The sequence below is a fragment of the Paenibacillus sp. A14 genome (assembly GCF_036864815.1).
Lineage (GTDB): Bacteria > Bacillota > Bacilli > Paenibacillales > Paenibacillaceae > Fontibacillus > Fontibacillus sanfengchensis.
Genome location: NZ_JBAGJD010000007.1, coordinates 221,913 through 239,676, shown reverse-complemented (window position 1 = coordinate 239,676; position 17,764 = coordinate 221,913). Strand labels below are relative to the sequence as shown.

Sequence of the window (17,764 nt, the reverse complement as noted above, 5' to 3'; positions counted from 1 at the left end):
CGCCAGCCTCGTTTTTTTGTTCGCGTATCCCACTGTTTTTCTTTGGTTCTTTGGGTAATAATAGTTAAAGTAACGATGTCCAAAAGAGTGGAAAAATGGCGTCCCATCAACGGGTTAGCAGTATACTAAAATTAATCCTATAAATTTACTTGCTTATGTGTTATGATACGTTCTGTAATCCGGGCGAACGCCCGGGAAACCCTTTTATAGACTTATGGGAGGAATCGAACGATGGAAACTTTGCAGATTATTATCAACGTCGCAGTCATGCTCGTATTGCTCGGCGTTCTCATTTGGATGCAGAAGAAGCATATCTCTTTTACGAAACGGGTATTTACCGGCCTCGGCCTGGGGCTCGTATTCGGCGTCATCCTTCAATTGCTTTACCCGGCCGACTCCGAAGTGCTGGCCAAATCGACGGACTGGTTCAACCTGGTCGGACGCGGGTATGTCGGTTTGCTGCAAATGGTGGTCGTTCCGCTGATCATGGTCTCGATCATTTCGGCGATTACCAAGCTGAAAGGCAAGCAGAATCTTGGTAAGATGAGCGCGCTGATCATCGCAGTCCTGCTGATTACGACCGCGATTGCGGCGACGGTCAGCATTGTCACCAGCCTTAGCTTCGACCTGAAGGCGATCGAAATTGAAGCGGGCGAAGCGGAACAAGCGCGGGGGGCGAAACTGGAGGAGCGCGTTGGCGAGGTGGCCGACAAGACGATTCCTCAACAGGTGCTCGATTTCATTCCTACGAATCCGTTTGCCGATATGACGGGCGCGCGCAGCACGTCTACGCTGGCCGTCGTTATTTTCTCCGCTTTCATCGGGGTAGCCGTTCTTGGTCTGGATAAAAAGAAACCGGAACAAGCGGATATGTTCCGCAAAATCGTCGAGGCCGTCTATGCGGTCGTCATGCGCATCGTTACGCTGGTCTTGCGCCTAACCCCGTACGGTATCCTGGCGCTGATTACGAATACGGTCGCGACGACGAATCCGGAGGAAATCCTCAAACTGATCAAATTCGTAGGGGCTTCCTACGTGGCTTTGATCGTCATGTTCATCATTCACCTGATTTTGCTGGCCCTGTTCGGCTACAATCCGGTGCAATATGTTAGAAAAGTGCTGCCTACGCTCGTATTTGCGTTTACTTCCCGTTCCAGTGCGGCTACGATTCCGCTGAACGTGGAGACGCAAACCAAACGCTTGGGCGTACCTGAGGGCATCGCCAACCTGTCGGCCTCGTTCGGGGCGACGATCGGCCAGAACGGCTGCGCCGGCATTTATCCGGCCATGCTGGCCGTGATGATCGCGCCGACGGTCGGGATCAACCCGCTCAGCTGGGATTTCATCCTCACGCTGATCCTGGTTGTCACGGTCAGCTCCTTCGGCGTAGCCGGGGTAGGCGGCGGCGCGACTTTCGCCTCGCTGATCGTCCTGTCCACGATGAACCTGCCGGTAGCTCTCGCCGGCCTGCTGATTTCCGTGGAGCCGTTGATCGACATGGGCCGTACCGCCCTGAACGTCAACGACTCGATCACGGCCGGCGTCATCACCGGCAAGGTGCTGGGCGAGAACGACACCGAAGTGTTCAAGCGCGATGTCGATCTGGACGTGGTTCAAGCGTAAGTTTAAACATAAGCTTGGGCTTAGGATGAGGAGATAGCATAATACAAAACCCCCGGGATAACCGGGGGTTTTGCGCTGTACGCGCATAGGCCAGCGGGAATTTCTGGGCAAGCCGTGCGGGTGAATAAGGACCTGATGCGGCGCTATTTTGGCGAATTCGGCTGGTCGGGGGGGATAGCCGACTTTTAGGCAATGACGTTGCATCGAACTTCCTTGATGCTGCCCATTTGGGGCCATTCCGCCGCTTCGGCAAGCAACATGTCGAGCTTAGATCGTCGTCTCCGCCTCTAAACCATGCTAACGGTCGCCACAGCCGTTATTTGCCCTGTTTGCGCTGAATCCAAATTCTAACGGCCGCCACGGCCCCTATTTCATATAAGTATGGCTGTTTTGGTCGAAATGAAGGTAAATAACGGTCCACACGACCGTTAAAATCCCAATACGTGATTCAATCGCAACATAACGGCTCTCACGGCCGTTAGACTTCCTAACTGCAGAACCTTGTTTAGAGGCCTGTACTTTTTTGCGAAGTTCTTTAAAAGCGATTAAGGCATCAAGCTCCGTTGTAATCATATGTCAGGATTAATGCAATGCTAGTGCCCAAAAGGCTCTTATTCATCTCCCTGGCTTTAAAAGACATCCCATTTACTTTTTTAACGGCTATTTGTCTAAAATAGGTTATAATTGAATTCAGTACATGAATTAAGTTGGGATGAAAGTGATAAATCGCCATGACGCTACTGACATCTATTATCATAATGTTCGCCGGGTATGCGCTAGGCGCATGCTGGAAAGCGGTCGGCCTTCGTCCGCCGCAGGCCAAGGAACCGCCTGGCCGTCCGTCGGTAGCGTCGCCCCCTTCGGCCTCGCCTCACGGCGGGCCGCCGGACCGCAAGCGCCGGCAGGAGGGGACGCGAATTCGGATTTTCCGCGGCTTCCCCGCGGCAGAGCTCGCCACAGCGCTGCTGTTCCTGTGGATGTATGCCCGGTTCGGGCTGACGGGCGAAGCGCTGGTTGGAGCGGCGCTGGTTAGCCTAGCCGTCATCGTGACCGTGACGGATCTGCGGTTCAGACGGATACCGAACAAGGTGCTGCTTGCTTTTCTACCAATACTGTTGATGCTGAGGCTAATCTTTCCGCTGGGTTCGGTTTGGACTCATTTGCTTGGCGCCTTCCTCGGCTTTGGGACGCTGATGATGATTGCCTGGCTGACGCGGGGCATCGGCATGGGGGATGTCAAGCTGTTCACGCTACTTGGCTGGGTGGTCGGCTTTCCTTATGTCATCGTCGCCTTTGTTCTGGCCTTTGTACTGGGAAGCCTGACGGGTGGCATACTGTGGGCGGCGGGTTTGCTGTCCGGCCCCAAATCGATCGCTTTTGCGCCATGGCTGGCGGCCGGAACGCTTGCGGCATTCGGATACGGAGCACAGATGGTGCAGGGTTACGTGACGTATTCCCACTAAATGGGCTCCATCTTCAGGGACGGTGTTGATACCTTTTCCGACCCGTCCCGTATATATAAACTATAATGCGGAAAGGTGGTGCATTTGACGGCATGGATGCATGGGGGCTTTGGTTGATAGCCGCAGGCGTTTTATTGGTTCTGGAAATGGTGACGCTAACATTTTATCTGCTTTGGCTTTGCGTTGGGGCGGTCGTTGCCGCGGGGGTCGCCTGGGTGGCTCCGGAAGCGTTTCTGGCGCAAGTGATCGCGGGGTGTCTGGTGGCCTTGGTGCTTACGATTTTCACTAAACCGCTCTCACGGAAGTTTCGGGCCGCCAAAGGATATGAGGATTCCGGCATCGAACTGATAGGAAGAGAGGGGATTGTGGTCGAACCGATCGAACAAGGCCAGTATGGAATCGTCAAAGTGGGAGGAGACACCTGGAGCGCCACCTCGACCCAAAATCTGGGGAGAGACGAGCGGGTCCGGGTGCTCAGACGAAGCAGTACAATCATCGAAGTCGAACGTTGGGAGGAATTTATTTAATGCAATTAGCGATTATTGCTGTTATCGTCGTCGTCGTTGTCGTATTTATTTCATTGACCGTCAAAATCGTGCCGCAGCAGCGGGTAGGGGTCGTTGAGCGGCTCGGGAAGTTCAACCGGCTGTTGACGCCGGGGCTTAACATTTTGATCCCGGTCATCGACCATGTCCGCTTGTATCATGACTTACGGATCCAGCAAGCGAACGTTCCGCCGCAGACCGTAATCACCAAGGATAATGTTCAGGTTCAGATTGATACGATTATCTTCTATCAGGTGGTTGGACCGGAGCAAGCCACTTACGGCATTTCCGATTACGTTTACGGGGTCCGCAATATCACGACGGCAACCCTGCGGCAAATTATCGGTAGGATGGAGCTGGACGAAACCTTGTCCGGTCGGGAAAAAATCTCGACGGATATCCGGATTGCCCTGGACGAGGCGACCGAAAAATGGGGCGTGCGGATCGAACGTGTTGAAGTTATCGACATCAAGCCGCCGCTGGATATCCAGGAAGCGATGGATAAACAAATGAAGGCCGAGCGGAGCAAGCGGGCTATGATTCTGGAGGCCGAGGCGGCCAAGCAGGATATGATTCTGCGCGCCGAAGGGGATAAGCAAAGTAAAATCCTGAAGGCCGAAGGGGACAAGGAAGCGCGCATCCGCGAGGCGGAAGGTTTGCGTCAGGCCCAAGAGCTGGAAGCGCTCGGTCAGGCCAAAGCGATTCAGGCCGTGGCCGAAGCCGAGCAGGCGCGGATCGAAATGCTGCGCAACGCGGCGCTCAATGAGCAGGTCCTGGCTTACCAATCCTTCGAAGCGTTGAAGGAAGTGGCGAAAGGTCCGGCGAACAAAGTGTTTCTTCCTTCCAGTGCCGTCGACACGCTGGGCAGCATCGGGGCGATCGGCGAACTTTTCAAAAGCAAGGACGGAAAATAAGTTTCTTGAACAAAAACCCCAACCACATCGCTGTGGTTGGGGTTTTCTTTATTTATTGCGGGACTCCAGCTGTTCTTTCATCCGCCGCAGTTCTTCGTTCACGGCCGCGTCGGCCGGCTCCGCCGCTTGCGGGGATTTTCCGGCAGGGTAGGCGCGGCCGGAAAGCTGTGCGCCGGCTTCCCATTCGAGGATCTTCTCTTCCATCCGGTCGAAGCCCCGGGCCGCCGCGCCGTAGTCCAGGCCGTGGCTGAAGTTCGGCCGGTCCATTTGCTCGCGTTCCTCGACTTTGCGGGCCCGTGCGGCCAACTCGTTGCGTTTCTCTTTGAGCCGGGCATACTCCTCTTTGCCTTCTTGCAGACGGAGCTCCAATTCTGTCACCCGTTCTCTGGCATCCGCGGCTTCGGCGGCGTATTGCTGCGCCTGCTCTTCATAGCGGATTTTAGCCGCCGTCGCCGCTCTTGCCGCAGCTTCGTCGCCGGCTTCCAACGCGGCCAGCGCCCGCAGCTCGCTTTGCTTCGCGTTCTCGGCGGCATCCTCGCTCTGACGCTGGCGGACGCTAGCGTTCATCCGCTGCTCTCGCAGCATATTTTCCGCGATATGGAGATCTTCCTCCAGGTTCCGCAAATACTGTCCGGTCATTAACACCGGATCCTCGAGTTTATTTAATACTTCATGCAGGGAGGCTTTTGTAATATTGGCGATACGGTTGAACAGACTCATAATGAATTCTCTCCTTTGATTTTTGAATGAGTAATTTAGGTTTTAGGATTAATAGTGGGTAAAAGGTTCGTCGAAACCGAATTCGCCGATCGGCTCTTTCGGCACGATCAGGCTGGCGATTAGATACAGGGCTACGGCGCTTCCTACGCTGCACAAGGCCACTACTACCGCAATCAGCCGGACGATGGTCGGATCCATGCCTAAGAACCGCGCTAGCCCGCCACACAGGCCGCTGATCTGCTTATCGGTGACCGAACGATACAATTTTCTCATGATTATAAAACTCCCTTTCTTTTTATGTGATGGTGAATTTGTTTTTCATATCCGTCGTTGATGTCTTTATTGTAGCTGGATTCCGGATGCGGGATAACGGGCCTGAGGCGGTTTGTGAACTGGACCTTGGTCGGGTCCCCCTCTCGGTCAGGGGACTGGGGGGTTATATTTCAGGCGTGGCGCGGCGTAGTATAACAATAAGTTAGAACACTTTGTTGCTGTGGGATATTAACGAAAGGAAGTGCGCGAATGAGTATTTTGCTGCTGCAAGGAAGCACACGGGAAAATGGGAACACGGAGCAATTGGTGCGCCTGGTGCTGGAGGGGATTCCTTACCGGGAAATTGCGCTTCGGGAGAAGCGGATTATGCCCATCCGGGATCAAAGACATGAGGAGGGCGGATTTGACGCTGTGGATGACGATTACGACGAGGTGATTTTGGAAGTGCTTCAGCATGAAACGCTCGTTTTTGCCACTCCGGTCTATTGGTACGGTGTCTCGGGCGTGATGAAAAATTTCATCGACCGGTGGTCGCAAAGCTTGCGGGACCCCCGGTTTGACTTTAAACAGGCGATGTCGCAGAAGAAGGCATATGTCATCGTCACCGGCGGCGATAATCCTCGGATCAAGGCCATGCCGCTCATTCAGCAGTTGAAATATACGTTTGACTTTATGGGCATGCCGCTCGAGGGGTATTTAATCGGCAAAGCGAGCAAGCCGGGAGAAATTCTGCAGGATACCCGGGCGGTATGCGAGGCCGGATGGCTGAACGCCAGTTTGCAATCCTTGGTCATTCCGAGTTGAGGGTGGGAGCGGCGTGACCTGATATTAGAAATTACCGACTTATTGGGGGACTTTCCGCGCAGGTTGGCGGAGGTCTCCCGTTTTGGAATTAAAGTGTAAATTTTCAGCGGAAATGTATACGATAAGCGTTTTTCTTATATTGCTTTTACATAGCAGGATTATAGTTAGGAGATGGATAATATCTAGTTTGAGCAAAAAATAACGCACCTGAGGAGGACAATCCATTGCCTAATCCCATTAATTTTGCGCACCGCGGAGCCGCGGGGCATCGGCCGGAAAATACGATGGCATCCTTTACTTACGCCCTGGAGCTTGGAGCTACCGGGATCGAGACGGATGTACAGATGACGAAGGACGGACATTTGGTTCTGATTCACGATGAAACCTTGAAACGGACGGCGGGTACGCCGGAGTGGGTCAAGGACTTGACGCTGGAGGAAATTCGCACCCGCGATGCGGGATCTTGGTATCACGAAGATTTCAAGGGCGAGAAGATCCCTACGCTCGAAGAGCTTCTGGAGCTGACCCAAGGCACCGATACAGTGGTCAATCTGGAATTGAAGAACGGAGCGGTGCTCTACCCCGAAATCGAGCGGAAACTCATTGAGACCGTAAGAAAATATAAAATGTCGGAACAAGTCATCATTTCGAGCTTCAATCACTATTCCCTGTTCGAGTGCAAACAAATCGCTCCGGAAATCCGCACGGGGATTTTGTACGGGGAAGGCTTGTACGAGCCTTGGGCTTACGCCAAGACCGTAAAGGCCGACGCGCTTCATGCTTTCCATATGGCCGTCCGCCCGGAATTCGTGTCCGCGGCCGCCGCGGCGGGAATCGTCTACCATCCGTTCACGGTAAACGACAAACCGCTGATGTCCCGGATGATCGAGGCCGGCGTAGCCGGAATCATTACGGACTATCCGGACCGGTTGAATGAACTGTTGAACGCCGAAAGGAAGTGAATGGATGAGGAAAACATGGCTGCTGGGACTTGGCTTTTTCAGCATCAGCCTGACCTGGGCGCTTTATAATGCCTTCGTGCCGCTCTTTTTGGACGATTATTTGACCAGCGCGGCCCTGATCGGGTTTATGATGACGATCGACAATTACTTTGCGATGTTTCTGCAGCCATGGATCGGCCACCGGAGCGACAAAACCCATACCCGGTTCGGCCGCCGAATGCCGTACTTGCTGATCGGGATGCCGCTCGGCGCCGTCTTTGCAGTGTTGATTCCTTTTCATACCGGATTCGTTACCCTGGTGTTGTTCATGATGTTAATGAATCTGTCGATGAGCCTGTTTCGGGCTCCGACGGTGGCGCTTATGCCGGACATTACCCCGGAAAAACAACGCACGCGGGCGAACGGCATCATTAACTTTATGGGCGGCATCGGTTCGGTTCTGGCCTTCGGGGTGGGCTCGAAACTGTACGGGATCGGCTCGTACGTGCCGTTTCTGTTTGCGGGTATCACTATGCTAGTCTGCATGCTCGTCCTGAAAGCCGTGATCAAGGAGCCTGTACTGCTGGAAGCGGACGCGGCATCGGCCAATCCGGCTTCACCGGTGCGGATCAAGGATCAGTTGGATAAGACGACACTGTTTATCCTGGGGGCGATATTTTTCTGGTTTGTGGCGTACCAGGGCGTTGAGGCGCTGTTTACGTTATACGGAACCAAGCATGCGGGGATGAGCGACAGCGAGGCATCCTTTTCACTGACCTTTTTCTCCCTGGCCTTCCTGGTGTTCGCGCTGCCCAGCGGTTGGCTCGGGGCCAAATTCGGCAAGAAAAAGATCATTATGATCGGCGTGGGCGGACTGTTTCTTGTCTTCGGCTCGGTCGTCTTCGTGGAATCGGTGCTGCTGCTCCGAGTACTGCTGATCGTAGGCGGGATATTCTGGGCATGCATCAACATTAACTCGTACCCGTGGGTCATCTCGGCCGGGAAAGAGGAAAGCATCGGAACGCGAACGGGGATCTATTATTTTGTCTCTTCCCTGGCGGCCATTGTATCGCCGCCGCTGCTCGGCTGGGTCATCGATACGTTCGGCTACCCCGCGCTGTTCATCAGTGCTTCAACCGGGCTGCTGCTGGCGTTTCTCTGCCTGCTCGGGGCGGGCGCCGGCGAGAGAGTTAACGGTCATGATCCGGTAGACCAAACACCTATAACAGCGGGAAAATAAAAAATAGCTGGAAATGCTCCAGCTATTTTTTATTTTGTGTGAGCTTTTTGTCAGGACGTTCTCTTGCGCGAGCGAAGCGCCGCAAACAAGGCGGCCAGGGAAACGAGCAGCGCTGCCAACGAGAGGATCAGTGTGCCGATTTCGACGGCGGAAGTACCGCCATCTTGAGCCTCGTCCGGCGCGGCGGCCTTTGTCCCGGCATTTGCACCGGTACCTGCGCCTGTATCGGTATTTCCGCCCGCCGCGCCGGTTGCCCTCGCATCGCTGTCATGCCCATGAACGGCATGATCTTCTTCCGCGGCTCCGGCCGCGTCCGCCGTCACCTTAGTGATCGAGTGGGGGTTATCGGAGTCTTTCTCTCCGATCCATTCCACGATGCTGCCGTCGCTGTAGTATTGAAAAGCGTCCCAGGCGAGTGCGGAATCGCTGTCCGGGTTTTTGCCGACGAATTCAAATTGCTGAAATTCCCCCGGACCAATCCCTTTTCCTTCCGCCACCCAAGCAACTGCGGTGACCTGGCCGTCATCGTTTTTCGTCAGCTCCACCTTCCAATCGGGGACGGGCCGGTACTGCTTGAAATCCAGGCCTTCGGGAATTTTCAGGGAGACTTTGACGGTGGGAATGTCTTTTTCCACCGGCACTTTGATGCTGTACGTTTCCCAGGCGCCCGGCGCAGAGGTTCCGGGTTTAACGGTGACATGCGCGCTGGCCCATCCGGCAAACAGCGTAAAACCGAGCAGGACGGTTGCGCAACTTAACGAGAAACGGGAGAAGAATTTTTTCATGGAATTGAACTCCTTCTGCTCTATATTGAAAAGCTAAATGTATCCAAATTTATATAGGATCGACTTTTAGTGTAAAATCGTGGTCCATCGTGTCCAGGCTTTTAAGCAGAATATGAACGCGAACGTTCCAATTTCCCTCCATCGTGATCAATCCCCGGCCTTCCGGGTGTGCTCCGGGGAGGACAACTTCAATGGTTCCCATGTCCATCTCTTGGGAGGTGAGCTGTAAGGTGATCTGCTCGATATCTTCGATGGGCTGCCCTTGAAGGTCCGTCAGGCTCACTTTAAATTGATTTTGCCCTACGGTGGCAGGAGTGACATCCAGGGTCATCCGGTAGCCGGACACGGCTGCCTCCAGATGCCCCGGCTGCTGAAGCGTGGCCGAGGAGGCGGGCGGCTGGCCGTTCAGCAGGGCGGCAAGCAGCAGAACGGCCGCCCCCAAGCCCAACTCGGCCCATAAGGTCGCCTTCGGCCGGCGGGCACGCCGGCGGCCCCGGATGAACCCGGAAAGGGCGAGAAGGAGCATTGGCAGAAGCAGGACGATTTTGGCCAGCAGGGTTCGGCCATAGCTTGTACTCCATAGCGAATTCAAATCCGGAATATGGAGGAAAGCACCGTAGATGCCGGAGGCGAGCAGTACCGTGACGCAGACTGCGGCCGCGGTGGAGAAGCGCTGAAGCGTCTCCCAGTAAAGCCCGGACGGCTGGCCCATACCCGGAGCAGGCGAATTTTCTCTTGCCGCGAGCGGCAGCAAACAGGCGACGGAGAGAAGCCCTCCGAGCCAGAGGGAGGAAGCGGACAAGTGCAGGTAATCCGCCAGAATCGCCAAGCCTTTGGGGCCGGCCCCCGCCGCGTGCCCGAGAAACGCTTTGGATAGAAGCAGCGCTTGACTGCAGACGACAGCCGCCCCCGCGAGGAACCGCTCCAATCCCTTTGTGCCGGCCTTGCGTTTGTGCCCTACCTTTATGCCGGTCCATGTAATCGCCGTTAAAAGGAGCAAAAGTAACATTTGAACCTTCCAGACGGTGCCGAAAGCCGTTAGATTCAGCGTCTGCCAGAGTGCTCCGCCATGCAGCAATCCCTGAAAGTCGCCTTCATAAGAAAATGCTTGCAGCGGCAATGTAATAAGAAGGCTGATTCCGCTTCCCGCCAGGCCGGCAACCAGCAGGGACCGGCTCCTTTGAACAAGCCTGGATGCTCCAATATCCAGCGAGCCGCGGGGAAGCAGGGCCAAGTGGAAAAGCAGTGTCCCGGAATAGAGCGTCATACCGATATACCAAAGCCAGCGCACCACAAGGGCAGCCGTCCCCGGCGCGGCGGTGGAAGTATCCGAATTCGGCGGCGTCCGGACGGCAGCGCTTGGTTCATCCCCAACTTGAAATAGAATTGTTCCTTTCACCGGATGGCCGTCGCTGGATACGACCCTCCATTTAAGCGTGTAGGCTCCTTCGGGCAATCCCTGCTTCAGGCTGGCCGTCAGCTTGTCCGGTCGCTTGTTATCCAGTTGGGGGCTGCCTTGAACGGCTTGCTCTCCCTTTGGCCCCAGTACTTCCAGGGACGAAAAAGCGGGCTCGATCGGCTCGTTAAACTGAACATAGACGGATTCTGGAGGAGCTTGCAGCGTGGAGTCCGAGGCCGGATACGAGTCTACGACTGAGGCATGGGCGGCAGCCGGAATCGGGATAGCGCATGCCCCAAATCCGCAAACCCAAATAACCAACAACGTATATTTCCAAAGTTTTGAATAACCCAAACTCACACCACCCAGCTTTGTCAGTGATTAATGTCACAACTAATTACTTTACTATTTCTTTTTGAGTTTTATATAGCTCTAATTTACGTAAAATAACCAGAATTCCCCCGTTGATATGTCTAATTTGTGACACATCATCCCCGTTTGAACCGCCGGAGTGATGTTTATTTCTTCACTTGACGTGTTAGATATTTTAAATTTCACTGGAGTGCGTTAAAATGGTAAACATATTTGAATTGGAGGAGGAAACGTTTAGTGGCAGCGAACATCAAGGTGGGTATCGTAGGGTACGGAAATTTGGGTCGCGGTGTGGAAAAGGCGATCAAGCAAAACCCGGACATCGAATTGAAAGCGATCTTTTCCAGAAGACAACCGGATGAAGTGGCAGCGGCGAACGGCGTTGTACATATCTCCGAGGTTGAGAAATACAAAGGTGATATTGACGTCATGATTCTTTGCGGCGGGTCGGCTACGGATTTGCCGGAACAAGGACCGGAGCTGGCGGCTTTGTTCAATACGGTGGATAGCTTTGATACGCATGCCAAAATTCCTGAGTATTTTGAGAAAGTGAATGCGGCGGCCGTCAAAGGCGGCAATGTCAGCGTCATCTCCACCGGTTGGGACCCGGGACTGTTTTCGTTGAACCGCCTGCTGGCGGAAGCGGTGCTTCCTGAAGGTAAAGAATACACCTTCTGGGGCAAAGGGGTCAGCCAAGGCCACTCGGATGCCATCCGGCGAGTTCAGGGCGTGAAGAACGGCGTGCAGTATACGATTCCGGTCGAGTCCGCCGTAGAGCGTGTCCGCAGCGGGGAAAATCCCGAGCTGAGCACGAGAGAGAAGCATTTGCGCGATTGTTACGTCGTGGCGGAAGAAGGCGCCGATCTGGCGGCCATCGAACGCGAAATCAAAGAAATGCCTAACTATTTTGCCGATTATGATACTACGGTTCATTTTATCAGCGAAGAAGAACTCAAGAAGAACCACTCGGCGATGCCGCACGGGGGTACGGTGCTGCGCAGCGGCCGGACGGGCGAAAACAGCAAGCAAATTATCGAATTTGGCCTCAAGCTCGACAGCAACCCTGAATTTACGGCAAGCGTACTGGTGGCTTACGCGCGCGCCGTGTACAAGCTGTCCAATGCGGGACAAACCGGGGCGAAAACGGTATTCGACATTCCGTTCGGCTTGTTGTCTCCGAAATCCCCGGAACAGCTGCGTAAAGAATTGTTGTAACGCTGCAAAAAGATGTCAGCCAGCCGGCAAAACCGGTTGGCTTTTTTATGTTGTAGATATAAAGTGTCACCTTCGACGTAGGCGTCTCCACACTAACGGGAAAACCTCCCGTTAATGCACCGCTCTTGGCCCTTGAGCCGGATTTAGCTGGAGAAGCTCCATCTATTTCGTGGCTCAATGGCCGATATGCACAATTTCAGGTGGATTAGCGGGAGATTTTCCAGCTAAATCGCCTCTACAGCCGCATAGGCACCGATTTAACGAGAGGAATTCCCTTTAATTTGAACCAAACCATGAGCTGTAGGCCAAGAGTGCGAAAAGCCCCCTCACCCGACTGTCCAATAGGCAAATCAATAGTTCAATCTATATAGCAAGCATAAATAAGAAAATTTAGTAAGTGATTATTATCACTAACTATCGTATTTATATGACAATTTTGCGAACTGCGACTTGTTTTGAGATCATTGTGAACAATTATCAAAATCGCTGATTTTGCCGGAATTCGAGTTGAAACGGGCTTAAATCGGGATTGTGTTGGAAAAACGCATGACAGGTGCATGTCCTAATTGTAAAAATATTGAAAAAATGTCTAACTCTATGAATTGTTTAAATTTCCGGACTTTCCTAACATAATTCTTAAACGATTACTATTAAAAATCATCCCGCCTGCTCGTGATGAGCTTTACCAATTAGAAAGGGGTATCGGAAACCTATGAAAAGGAAAGGATTGCTGCTTGCTGTATTTACAGCTCTTCTTGTCCTCCTGACCGGGTGTGAGTCTCTAGCGGTCTTAAACCCGAAAGGACCTGTGGCCAAGACACAATCTAACGTCATCATCTTTTCCATGCTTGTAATGGCACTGATCTTGCTGGTTGTTTATGTGCTCTACATTTACATGCTTACCAAATACCGCGCTTCCAAAGCGGCTCCGGACTATGAACCGCCTCATGTCGAGGGAAGCAAGTGGCTGGAGATCACTTGGATCGCCATTCCGGTCATTATCGTTACAATCTTGTCCGTAGTTACGGTGAAGAGCACGGCCGCGGTCGAGACGGTGCCGGAAGGATATGAAGATCAAAAGCCGCTGGTCATCTATGCGGCATCCTCCAACTGGAAATGGCACTTCAGTTATCCGGAAGAGGGGATCGAGACGGTAAACTATGTCAACATCCCGACGAATCGTCCGGTCGAATTTAGATTGTACGCTTACGGACCGATTACAAGCTTCTGGATTCCGCAACTCGGCGGACAGAAGTATGCGATGAGCGATATGGTCAATAAGCTGAATCTGGTTGCCGAGCACCCGGGTTCGTATATGGGCAAGAACTCGAACTTCTCGGGCGAAGGCTTTGCTCACATGGAATTCGAGGCGTTGGCTATGTCGCCCGGCGAGTACGACGAATGGGTGAAGGAAGTCAAAGAGACGGCATCCGCACTGACGGAGCAGGAATTCGATTCGCTCCTCAAGGAAAGCCATGTCGGAAGAAAGACTTACACCTCCACGCATTTGGAATTCAGACCGGCACCTGAGGGCGAAAATGCCGGCCATAACCATGGTGACAGCGAAGAGACGGACCATTCCGATCATTCGGAAATGGATCACTCCGAGATGAATATGGACCATTCGGAAACAGAAGACGCCGGGCATGAATCGCACGGCCACTAACTAACGGAAGGGAGCTAGCTACAGATGAAATGGGACGAATTTTTCGTCACTGGAGAACCGATGATCTACGGCGCCATGGTCAGCATTGTGGTCGCCACGCTAGCGATCATCATCGGGCTCACCTATTTTAAAAAATGGGGCTACTTGTGGCGCGAATGGTTGACGACCGTTGACCATAAGCGTATCGGCATAATGTATATCATCGCCGCCTTATTGATGCTGTTCCGCGGCGGTGTCGACGGACTCCTAATGCGGGCCCAACTGGCGGTTCCGGAAAACGGGCTTCTGGACGGGCAGCATTACAACGAGATTTTTACGACCCATGGGGTTATTATGATTCTGTTTATGGCGATGCCTTTTGTCATCGGGCTGATGAACGTCGTCATTCCCCTCCAAATCGGAGCGCGTGACGTGGCGTTCCCGCGGTTGAATGCGGTCAGCTTCTGGCTCTTCTTCGCCGGGGCGATGCTGTTCAACATTTCCTTCGTCATCGGGGGCTCCCCGGACGCAGGCTGGACCGCTTACTTCCCGCTGGCGAGCATCGAATTTAGCCCCACCGTCGGCAACAACTACTATTCCATCGCGCTTCAGATCGCGGGGATCGGTACGCTGATGACAGGCGTAAACTTTATCGCTACGATTCTGAAAATGCGTGCGCCGGGCATGACCCTGATGCGCATGCCGATGTTCACCTGGTCGGTGCTCATCACTTGCGTCATCATCCTGTTCGCCTTCCCGGTCCTGACCGTGGCGCTGGCGCTTATGATGTTCGACCGCATGTTCGGCTCACAATTTTTCACGATGGCGAACGGCGGGATGGATATGCTCTGGGCCAACCTGTTCTGGGTTTGGGGGCACCCTGAGGTTTATATTGTTATCCTTCCTGCCTTCGGGATATACAGTGAAATTATCTCTACTTTCTCGCGCAAAAATCTGTACGGCTACAAATCCATGGTATGGAGTATGATCGTGATTTCCCTCCTTTCCTTCGTCGTATGGGCGCATCACTTCTACACGATGGGTCACGGGGTTATGGTCAACGGGATCTTCTCGATCACCACGATGGCGATTGCCATTCCTACCGGGGTTAAAATATTCAACTGGCTATTCACGCTGCAAAAAGGCCGAATCGAGTTTACGACGCCGATGCTGTACTCGCTCGCCTTTATTCCGATCTTTACGATCGGCGGCGTAACCGGCGTTATGCTCGCGATGGCGAGCGCCGATTATCAGTACCACAATACGATGTTCCTGGTAGCGCATTTCCACTATGTGCTGATTCCGGGTACGGTGTTTGCGGTCATCGCCGGTTTCTACTACTGGTTCCCGAAATTGTTCGGGTTCCGGCTTAACGAGCGCCAAGGCAAGCTGGCCTTCTGGACCATTGCCATCAGCTTTAACGTAACGTTCCTGCCGCTGTTCTTCCTCGGCCTTAAGGGGATGACGCGCCGGATGTACACCTACTCGGAAAGCACGGGCTTCGGTCCGCTGAACCTGATCGCCTCGATTGGCGCGGTAGGCCTGGCCATCGGTTTTGTGCTGCTGGTGTACAACATTTACTGGAGCTTCCGTTACGCGCCAAGAGATACGACGGGCGATCCGTGGAATGCCCGGACCTTGGAATGGAGTACGCATAGCCCGGTACCGGAGTACAACTTTGCGGTTGTGCCGAAGGTAAACGGACTGGATCCGTTCTGGGAAGCTAAAAAGGGCGGCCCTGCGCTCTACGAAGACAAAATTGAAGAGATTCATATGCCGAATAACAGCGGTCAGCCGGTTATTCTGGGGATTATATTCTTCTTCTTCGGATTTTTCATGGTATTCAGTTGGTGGGTACCGGCCATCGTCGCCGGCATCGGCGTTCTGGTCATGCTGGCGGTACGTTCGTTCGAACGCGACCACGGCCGGCATATCCCGGTCAAGGAAATTCTGGAGACGGAGTCAAAATTGCGGGGTGAACAGGTATGAAATTAGATAATACGCTGCCGTTGGAGTACCGTTCGGAAGAGAACAGCAACCGTATTTTCGGCTTCTGGCTGTTCCTCGGCGCGGAAATCGTATTGTTCTCGACGCTGTTTGCCGTGTACCTTACGCTCTGGAACCGTACCGGCAACGGACCGTCGGGGCATGAAATCTTTGAGATCGGACCGGTGTTGATCGAAACCTTCCTGCTGCTTACCAGCAGCTTCACCATCGGTCTGGCCATCAACAGTATGCGGCAGGGTTTCAAGAAGGCCACCCTGGTGTTTTTCCTGATTACCTTGCTGCTCGGCCTCGGGTTCCTCGGGGTGGAGATCATGGAGTTTGTAACCTATGTGCATGAAGGTGCAACCCTCCAGACAAGCGCGTTTTTGTCCAGCTTGTTCGTATTGCTCGGGACACACGGGGCTCACGTTACGCTGGGTCTGCTGTGGGGCGGAGGACTGATGCTGCAAATCAAGCGCGAAGGGTTCACGCTCGATACGGCGAACAAATCGTTCATCTTCTCGCTGTACTGGCACTTCCTCGACGTGGTCTGGATTTTCATCTTCAGCTTTGTCTACTTGAAAGGACTGATGTGACATGAAAAAACTGTTCCCGCTTCACCACGTCATGGGATATCTGTTCTCGCTGGTCCTGTCCGTGGTCGCGCTGTCCGTCGTTTTCTGGGATATGTCCCCTGCGGTAGGCATGACCATCCTGTTGATTTCCGCCACGATCCAAATGGGCGTGCAACTCTTCCTGTTCATGCACATCGGCGAGAGCGGCTCCAAGAAGGCGTTGTACACCAATATCGCTTACGCCTTGTTCGTCGGTCTGGTCACAGTGTTCGGAACCCTGCTTACGATGATTTGGGGATACCAATAAGATACAAAATCATATCCAAGTTTAAATGTAACGCCGCACCTCTTGGTTGAAGAGAGTGCGGCATTTTTTTTGTGCAAAATCCGTCGGGGTGGGTCGAGTGGGCAATTAACTGGAATTCTTCCCGTTATTTTGGTGGCTATATGGATGAATGGGCGGATTAGCTGGAAAAATACCCGCTAATTTTCCCGAAATATTGACGACCGACGTTTGAGGCGCGAAATAAAGGGAGGTTTTCCCGCTAAATCGAAGCGATGGTCCTAACGCTGAAGATTAACGGGAGATTTTCCCGTTAATATAGTTGCAGGACCGTCTTCATTGCGACGGCTAAGCAACTGTGCCGGGCCAAGGGCGCCTTGATTCCGACATATATCATATGGGTTCGAAATCAGCGACGATCCGCTCCCTTACGGATGAATTTTCGAATTTAAATCCACTGTTCGAAGAAGTATGATTTTGTCATCATAATAATATGACCAAACAAGCGTATTACTTGACACCTTTCGGGGATTTACCTGCAAGGGTGTTTTTTTCATTTTTACCGTTAAAAGGATCCGAGCAGGTGTCCCTTTCCCCGGAGTAGAAGTGTCATATTACCTAAAGGAAAAAAAGCGGGGAGGTCTTGAAAGGTTGGATCCCATCGAAGAGTATATCAGGCGCGTCCGGGCCGGGGAGGTGGATCGCTTTGAGCAGATATATATTTATTGCTGCCGAATGCTCGGCTGCACGCAAGATGCCCAGGATGCGGTTCAGGAAATATTCATCAAAGCGTTTACGAAAATTCGTTCGTTTGAGGCAAAGGCAACCTTCTCATCCTGGTTGTACAAGATCGCCTACCATCATTGCCTCAATATGCTGCGCAAAAGAAACATCCGTCTCCGGATAGGACGCCTGATGTCGTCGGTTTCGACAAAAAAATATTAGGCGGCAAGGGATAACAAACGAAGGTTAGAAAAAAGC

The 17,764-nt window shown here is 53.1% G+C and carries 18 protein-coding genes; 13 read left to right on the top strand and 5 right to left on the bottom strand.

Annotation, left to right across the window (positions count from 1 at the left end; translation table 11 throughout):
• Positions 1–231 precede the first annotated feature (231 nt).
• A complete protein-coding gene (locus tag V4U88_RS19325; protein WP_334074884.1) occupies positions 232–1,623 on the top strand; it encodes an L-cystine transporter in 1,392 nt (463 codons plus the stop codon).
• A gap of 366 nt (positions 1,624–1,989) precedes the next feature.
• Here the strand turns inward: V4U88_RS19325 and V4U88_RS19320 are convergent, their stop codons facing one another.
• The gene (locus V4U88_RS19320) at positions 1,990–2,196 is read right to left on the bottom strand and encodes a hypothetical protein (RefSeq protein ID WP_334072257.1); all 207 of its coding nucleotides are present in this window, start codon (positions 2,194–2,196) and stop codon (positions 1,990–1,992) included.
• Between the two features lie 158 nt (positions 2,197–2,354).
• On the opposite strand from V4U88_RS19320, the gene V4U88_RS19315 reads away from it, so the two are divergent.
• The 3 genes from V4U88_RS19315 to V4U88_RS19305 all read left to right on the top strand — a co-directional run bounded on the left by V4U88_RS19315 (position 2,355) and on the right by V4U88_RS19305 (position 4,545).
• Positions 2,355–3,086 carry a prepilin peptidase gene (locus tag V4U88_RS19315; protein WP_334074883.1) on the top strand — a complete coding sequence of 244 codons (732 nt, stop codon included), beginning with the start codon at positions 2,355–2,357 and terminating at the stop codon, positions 3,084–3,086.
• Between the two features lie 92 nt (positions 3,087–3,178).
• Positions 3,179–3,613, top strand: a complete 435-nt coding sequence (locus tag V4U88_RS19310; RefSeq protein WP_334074882.1) for an NfeD family protein — start codon at positions 3,179–3,181, stop codon at positions 3,611–3,613.
• A complete protein-coding gene (locus tag V4U88_RS19305; RefSeq protein WP_334074881.1) occupies positions 3,613–4,545 on the top strand; it encodes an SPFH domain-containing protein in 933 nt (310 codons plus the stop codon). Before V4U88_RS19310 ends, V4U88_RS19305 begins: the two co-directional genes overlap by 1 nt.
• Positions 4,546–4,593: 48 nt before the next feature.
• On the opposite strand, the gene V4U88_RS19300 is transcribed toward V4U88_RS19305, so the two are convergent.
• Both V4U88_RS19300 and V4U88_RS19295 read right to left on the bottom strand, forming a co-directional pair.
• The gene (locus V4U88_RS19300) at positions 4,594–5,265 is read right to left on the bottom strand and encodes a PspA/IM30 family protein (protein WP_334074880.1); all 672 of its coding nucleotides are present in this window, start codon (positions 5,263–5,265) and stop codon (positions 4,594–4,596) included.
• A gap of 48 nt (positions 5,266–5,313) precedes the next feature.
• Positions 5,314–5,538 carry a PspC domain-containing protein gene (locus V4U88_RS19295; protein WP_334074879.1) on the bottom strand — a complete coding sequence of 75 codons (225 nt, stop codon included), beginning with the start codon at positions 5,536–5,538 and terminating at the stop codon, positions 5,314–5,316.
• Between the two features lie 249 nt (positions 5,539–5,787).
• Here V4U88_RS19295 and V4U88_RS19290 point away from each other — a divergent pair, with 249 nt between their 5' ends.
• The 3 genes from V4U88_RS19290 to V4U88_RS19280 all read left to right on the top strand — a co-directional run bounded on the left by V4U88_RS19290 (position 5,788) and on the right by V4U88_RS19280 (position 8,523).
• Complete coding sequence (locus tag V4U88_RS19290) at positions 5,788–6,342, top strand: flavodoxin family protein (protein ID WP_334074878.1); 555 nt, start codon at positions 5,788–5,790, stop codon at positions 6,340–6,342.
• A gap of 224 nt (positions 6,343–6,566) precedes the next feature.
• Positions 6,567–7,304 carry a glycerophosphodiester phosphodiesterase gene (locus tag V4U88_RS19285; RefSeq protein WP_334074877.1) on the top strand — a complete coding sequence of 246 codons (738 nt, stop codon included), beginning with the start codon at positions 6,567–6,569 and terminating at the stop codon, positions 7,302–7,304.
• A 4-nt stretch (positions 7,305–7,308) separates the two neighbouring features.
• Positions 7,309–8,523, top strand: coding sequence for an SLC45 family MFS transporter (locus V4U88_RS19280; RefSeq protein ID WP_334074876.1), 1,215 nt, complete (start codon positions 7,309–7,311; stop codon positions 8,521–8,523).
• Between the two features lie 50 nt (positions 8,524–8,573).
• On the opposite strand, the gene V4U88_RS19275 is transcribed toward V4U88_RS19280, so the two are convergent.
• Both V4U88_RS19275 and V4U88_RS19270 read right to left on the bottom strand, forming a co-directional pair.
• Entirely contained in the window at positions 8,574–9,308 is a 735-nt protein-coding gene (locus V4U88_RS19275; RefSeq protein WP_334074875.1) for a YcnI family copper-binding membrane protein, read from the bottom strand.
• Positions 9,309–9,357: 49 nt separating this feature from the next.
• Positions 9,358–11,061, bottom strand: a complete 1,704-nt coding sequence (locus V4U88_RS19270; RefSeq protein ID WP_334074874.1) for a copper resistance protein CopC — start codon at positions 11,059–11,061, stop codon at positions 9,358–9,360.
• A gap of 255 nt (positions 11,062–11,316) precedes the next feature.
• Between V4U88_RS19270 and V4U88_RS19265 the strand changes: the two genes are divergently transcribed.
• The 6 genes from V4U88_RS19265 to V4U88_RS19240 all read left to right on the top strand — a co-directional run bounded on the left by V4U88_RS19265 (position 11,317) and on the right by V4U88_RS19240 (position 17,728).
• Entirely contained in the window at positions 11,317–12,294 is a 978-nt protein-coding gene (locus V4U88_RS19265) for a diaminopimelate dehydrogenase (protein ID WP_334074873.1), read from the top strand.
• Positions 12,295–13,006: 712 nt separating this feature from the next.
• Positions 13,007–13,960 carry a cytochrome aa3 quinol oxidase subunit II gene (gene qoxA / locus V4U88_RS19260; protein WP_334074872.1) on the top strand — a complete coding sequence of 318 codons (954 nt, stop codon included), beginning with the start codon at positions 13,007–13,009 and terminating at the stop codon, positions 13,958–13,960.
• Positions 13,961–13,984: 24 nt separating this feature from the next.
• Complete coding sequence (qoxB, locus tag V4U88_RS19255) at positions 13,985–15,928, top strand: cytochrome aa3 quinol oxidase subunit I (protein WP_334074871.1); 1,944 nt, start codon at positions 13,985–13,987, stop codon at positions 15,926–15,928.
• Entirely contained in the window at positions 15,925–16,521 is a 597-nt protein-coding gene (qoxC, locus tag V4U88_RS19250) for a cytochrome aa3 quinol oxidase subunit III (protein ID WP_148455435.1), read from the top strand. Before qoxB ends, qoxC begins: the two co-directional genes overlap by 4 nt.
• A 1-nt stretch (position 16,522) precedes the next feature.
• The gene (qoxD, locus tag V4U88_RS19245) at positions 16,523–16,807 is read left to right on the top strand and encodes a cytochrome aa3 quinol oxidase subunit IV (protein WP_334074870.1); all 285 of its coding nucleotides are present in this window, start codon (positions 16,523–16,525) and stop codon (positions 16,805–16,807) included.
• 627 nt (positions 16,808–17,434) lie between these two features.
• Positions 17,435–17,728, top strand: a complete 294-nt coding sequence (locus V4U88_RS19240) for an RNA polymerase sigma factor (protein WP_334074869.1) — start codon at positions 17,435–17,437, stop codon at positions 17,726–17,728.
• Positions 17,729–17,764: the final 36 nt, after the last annotated feature.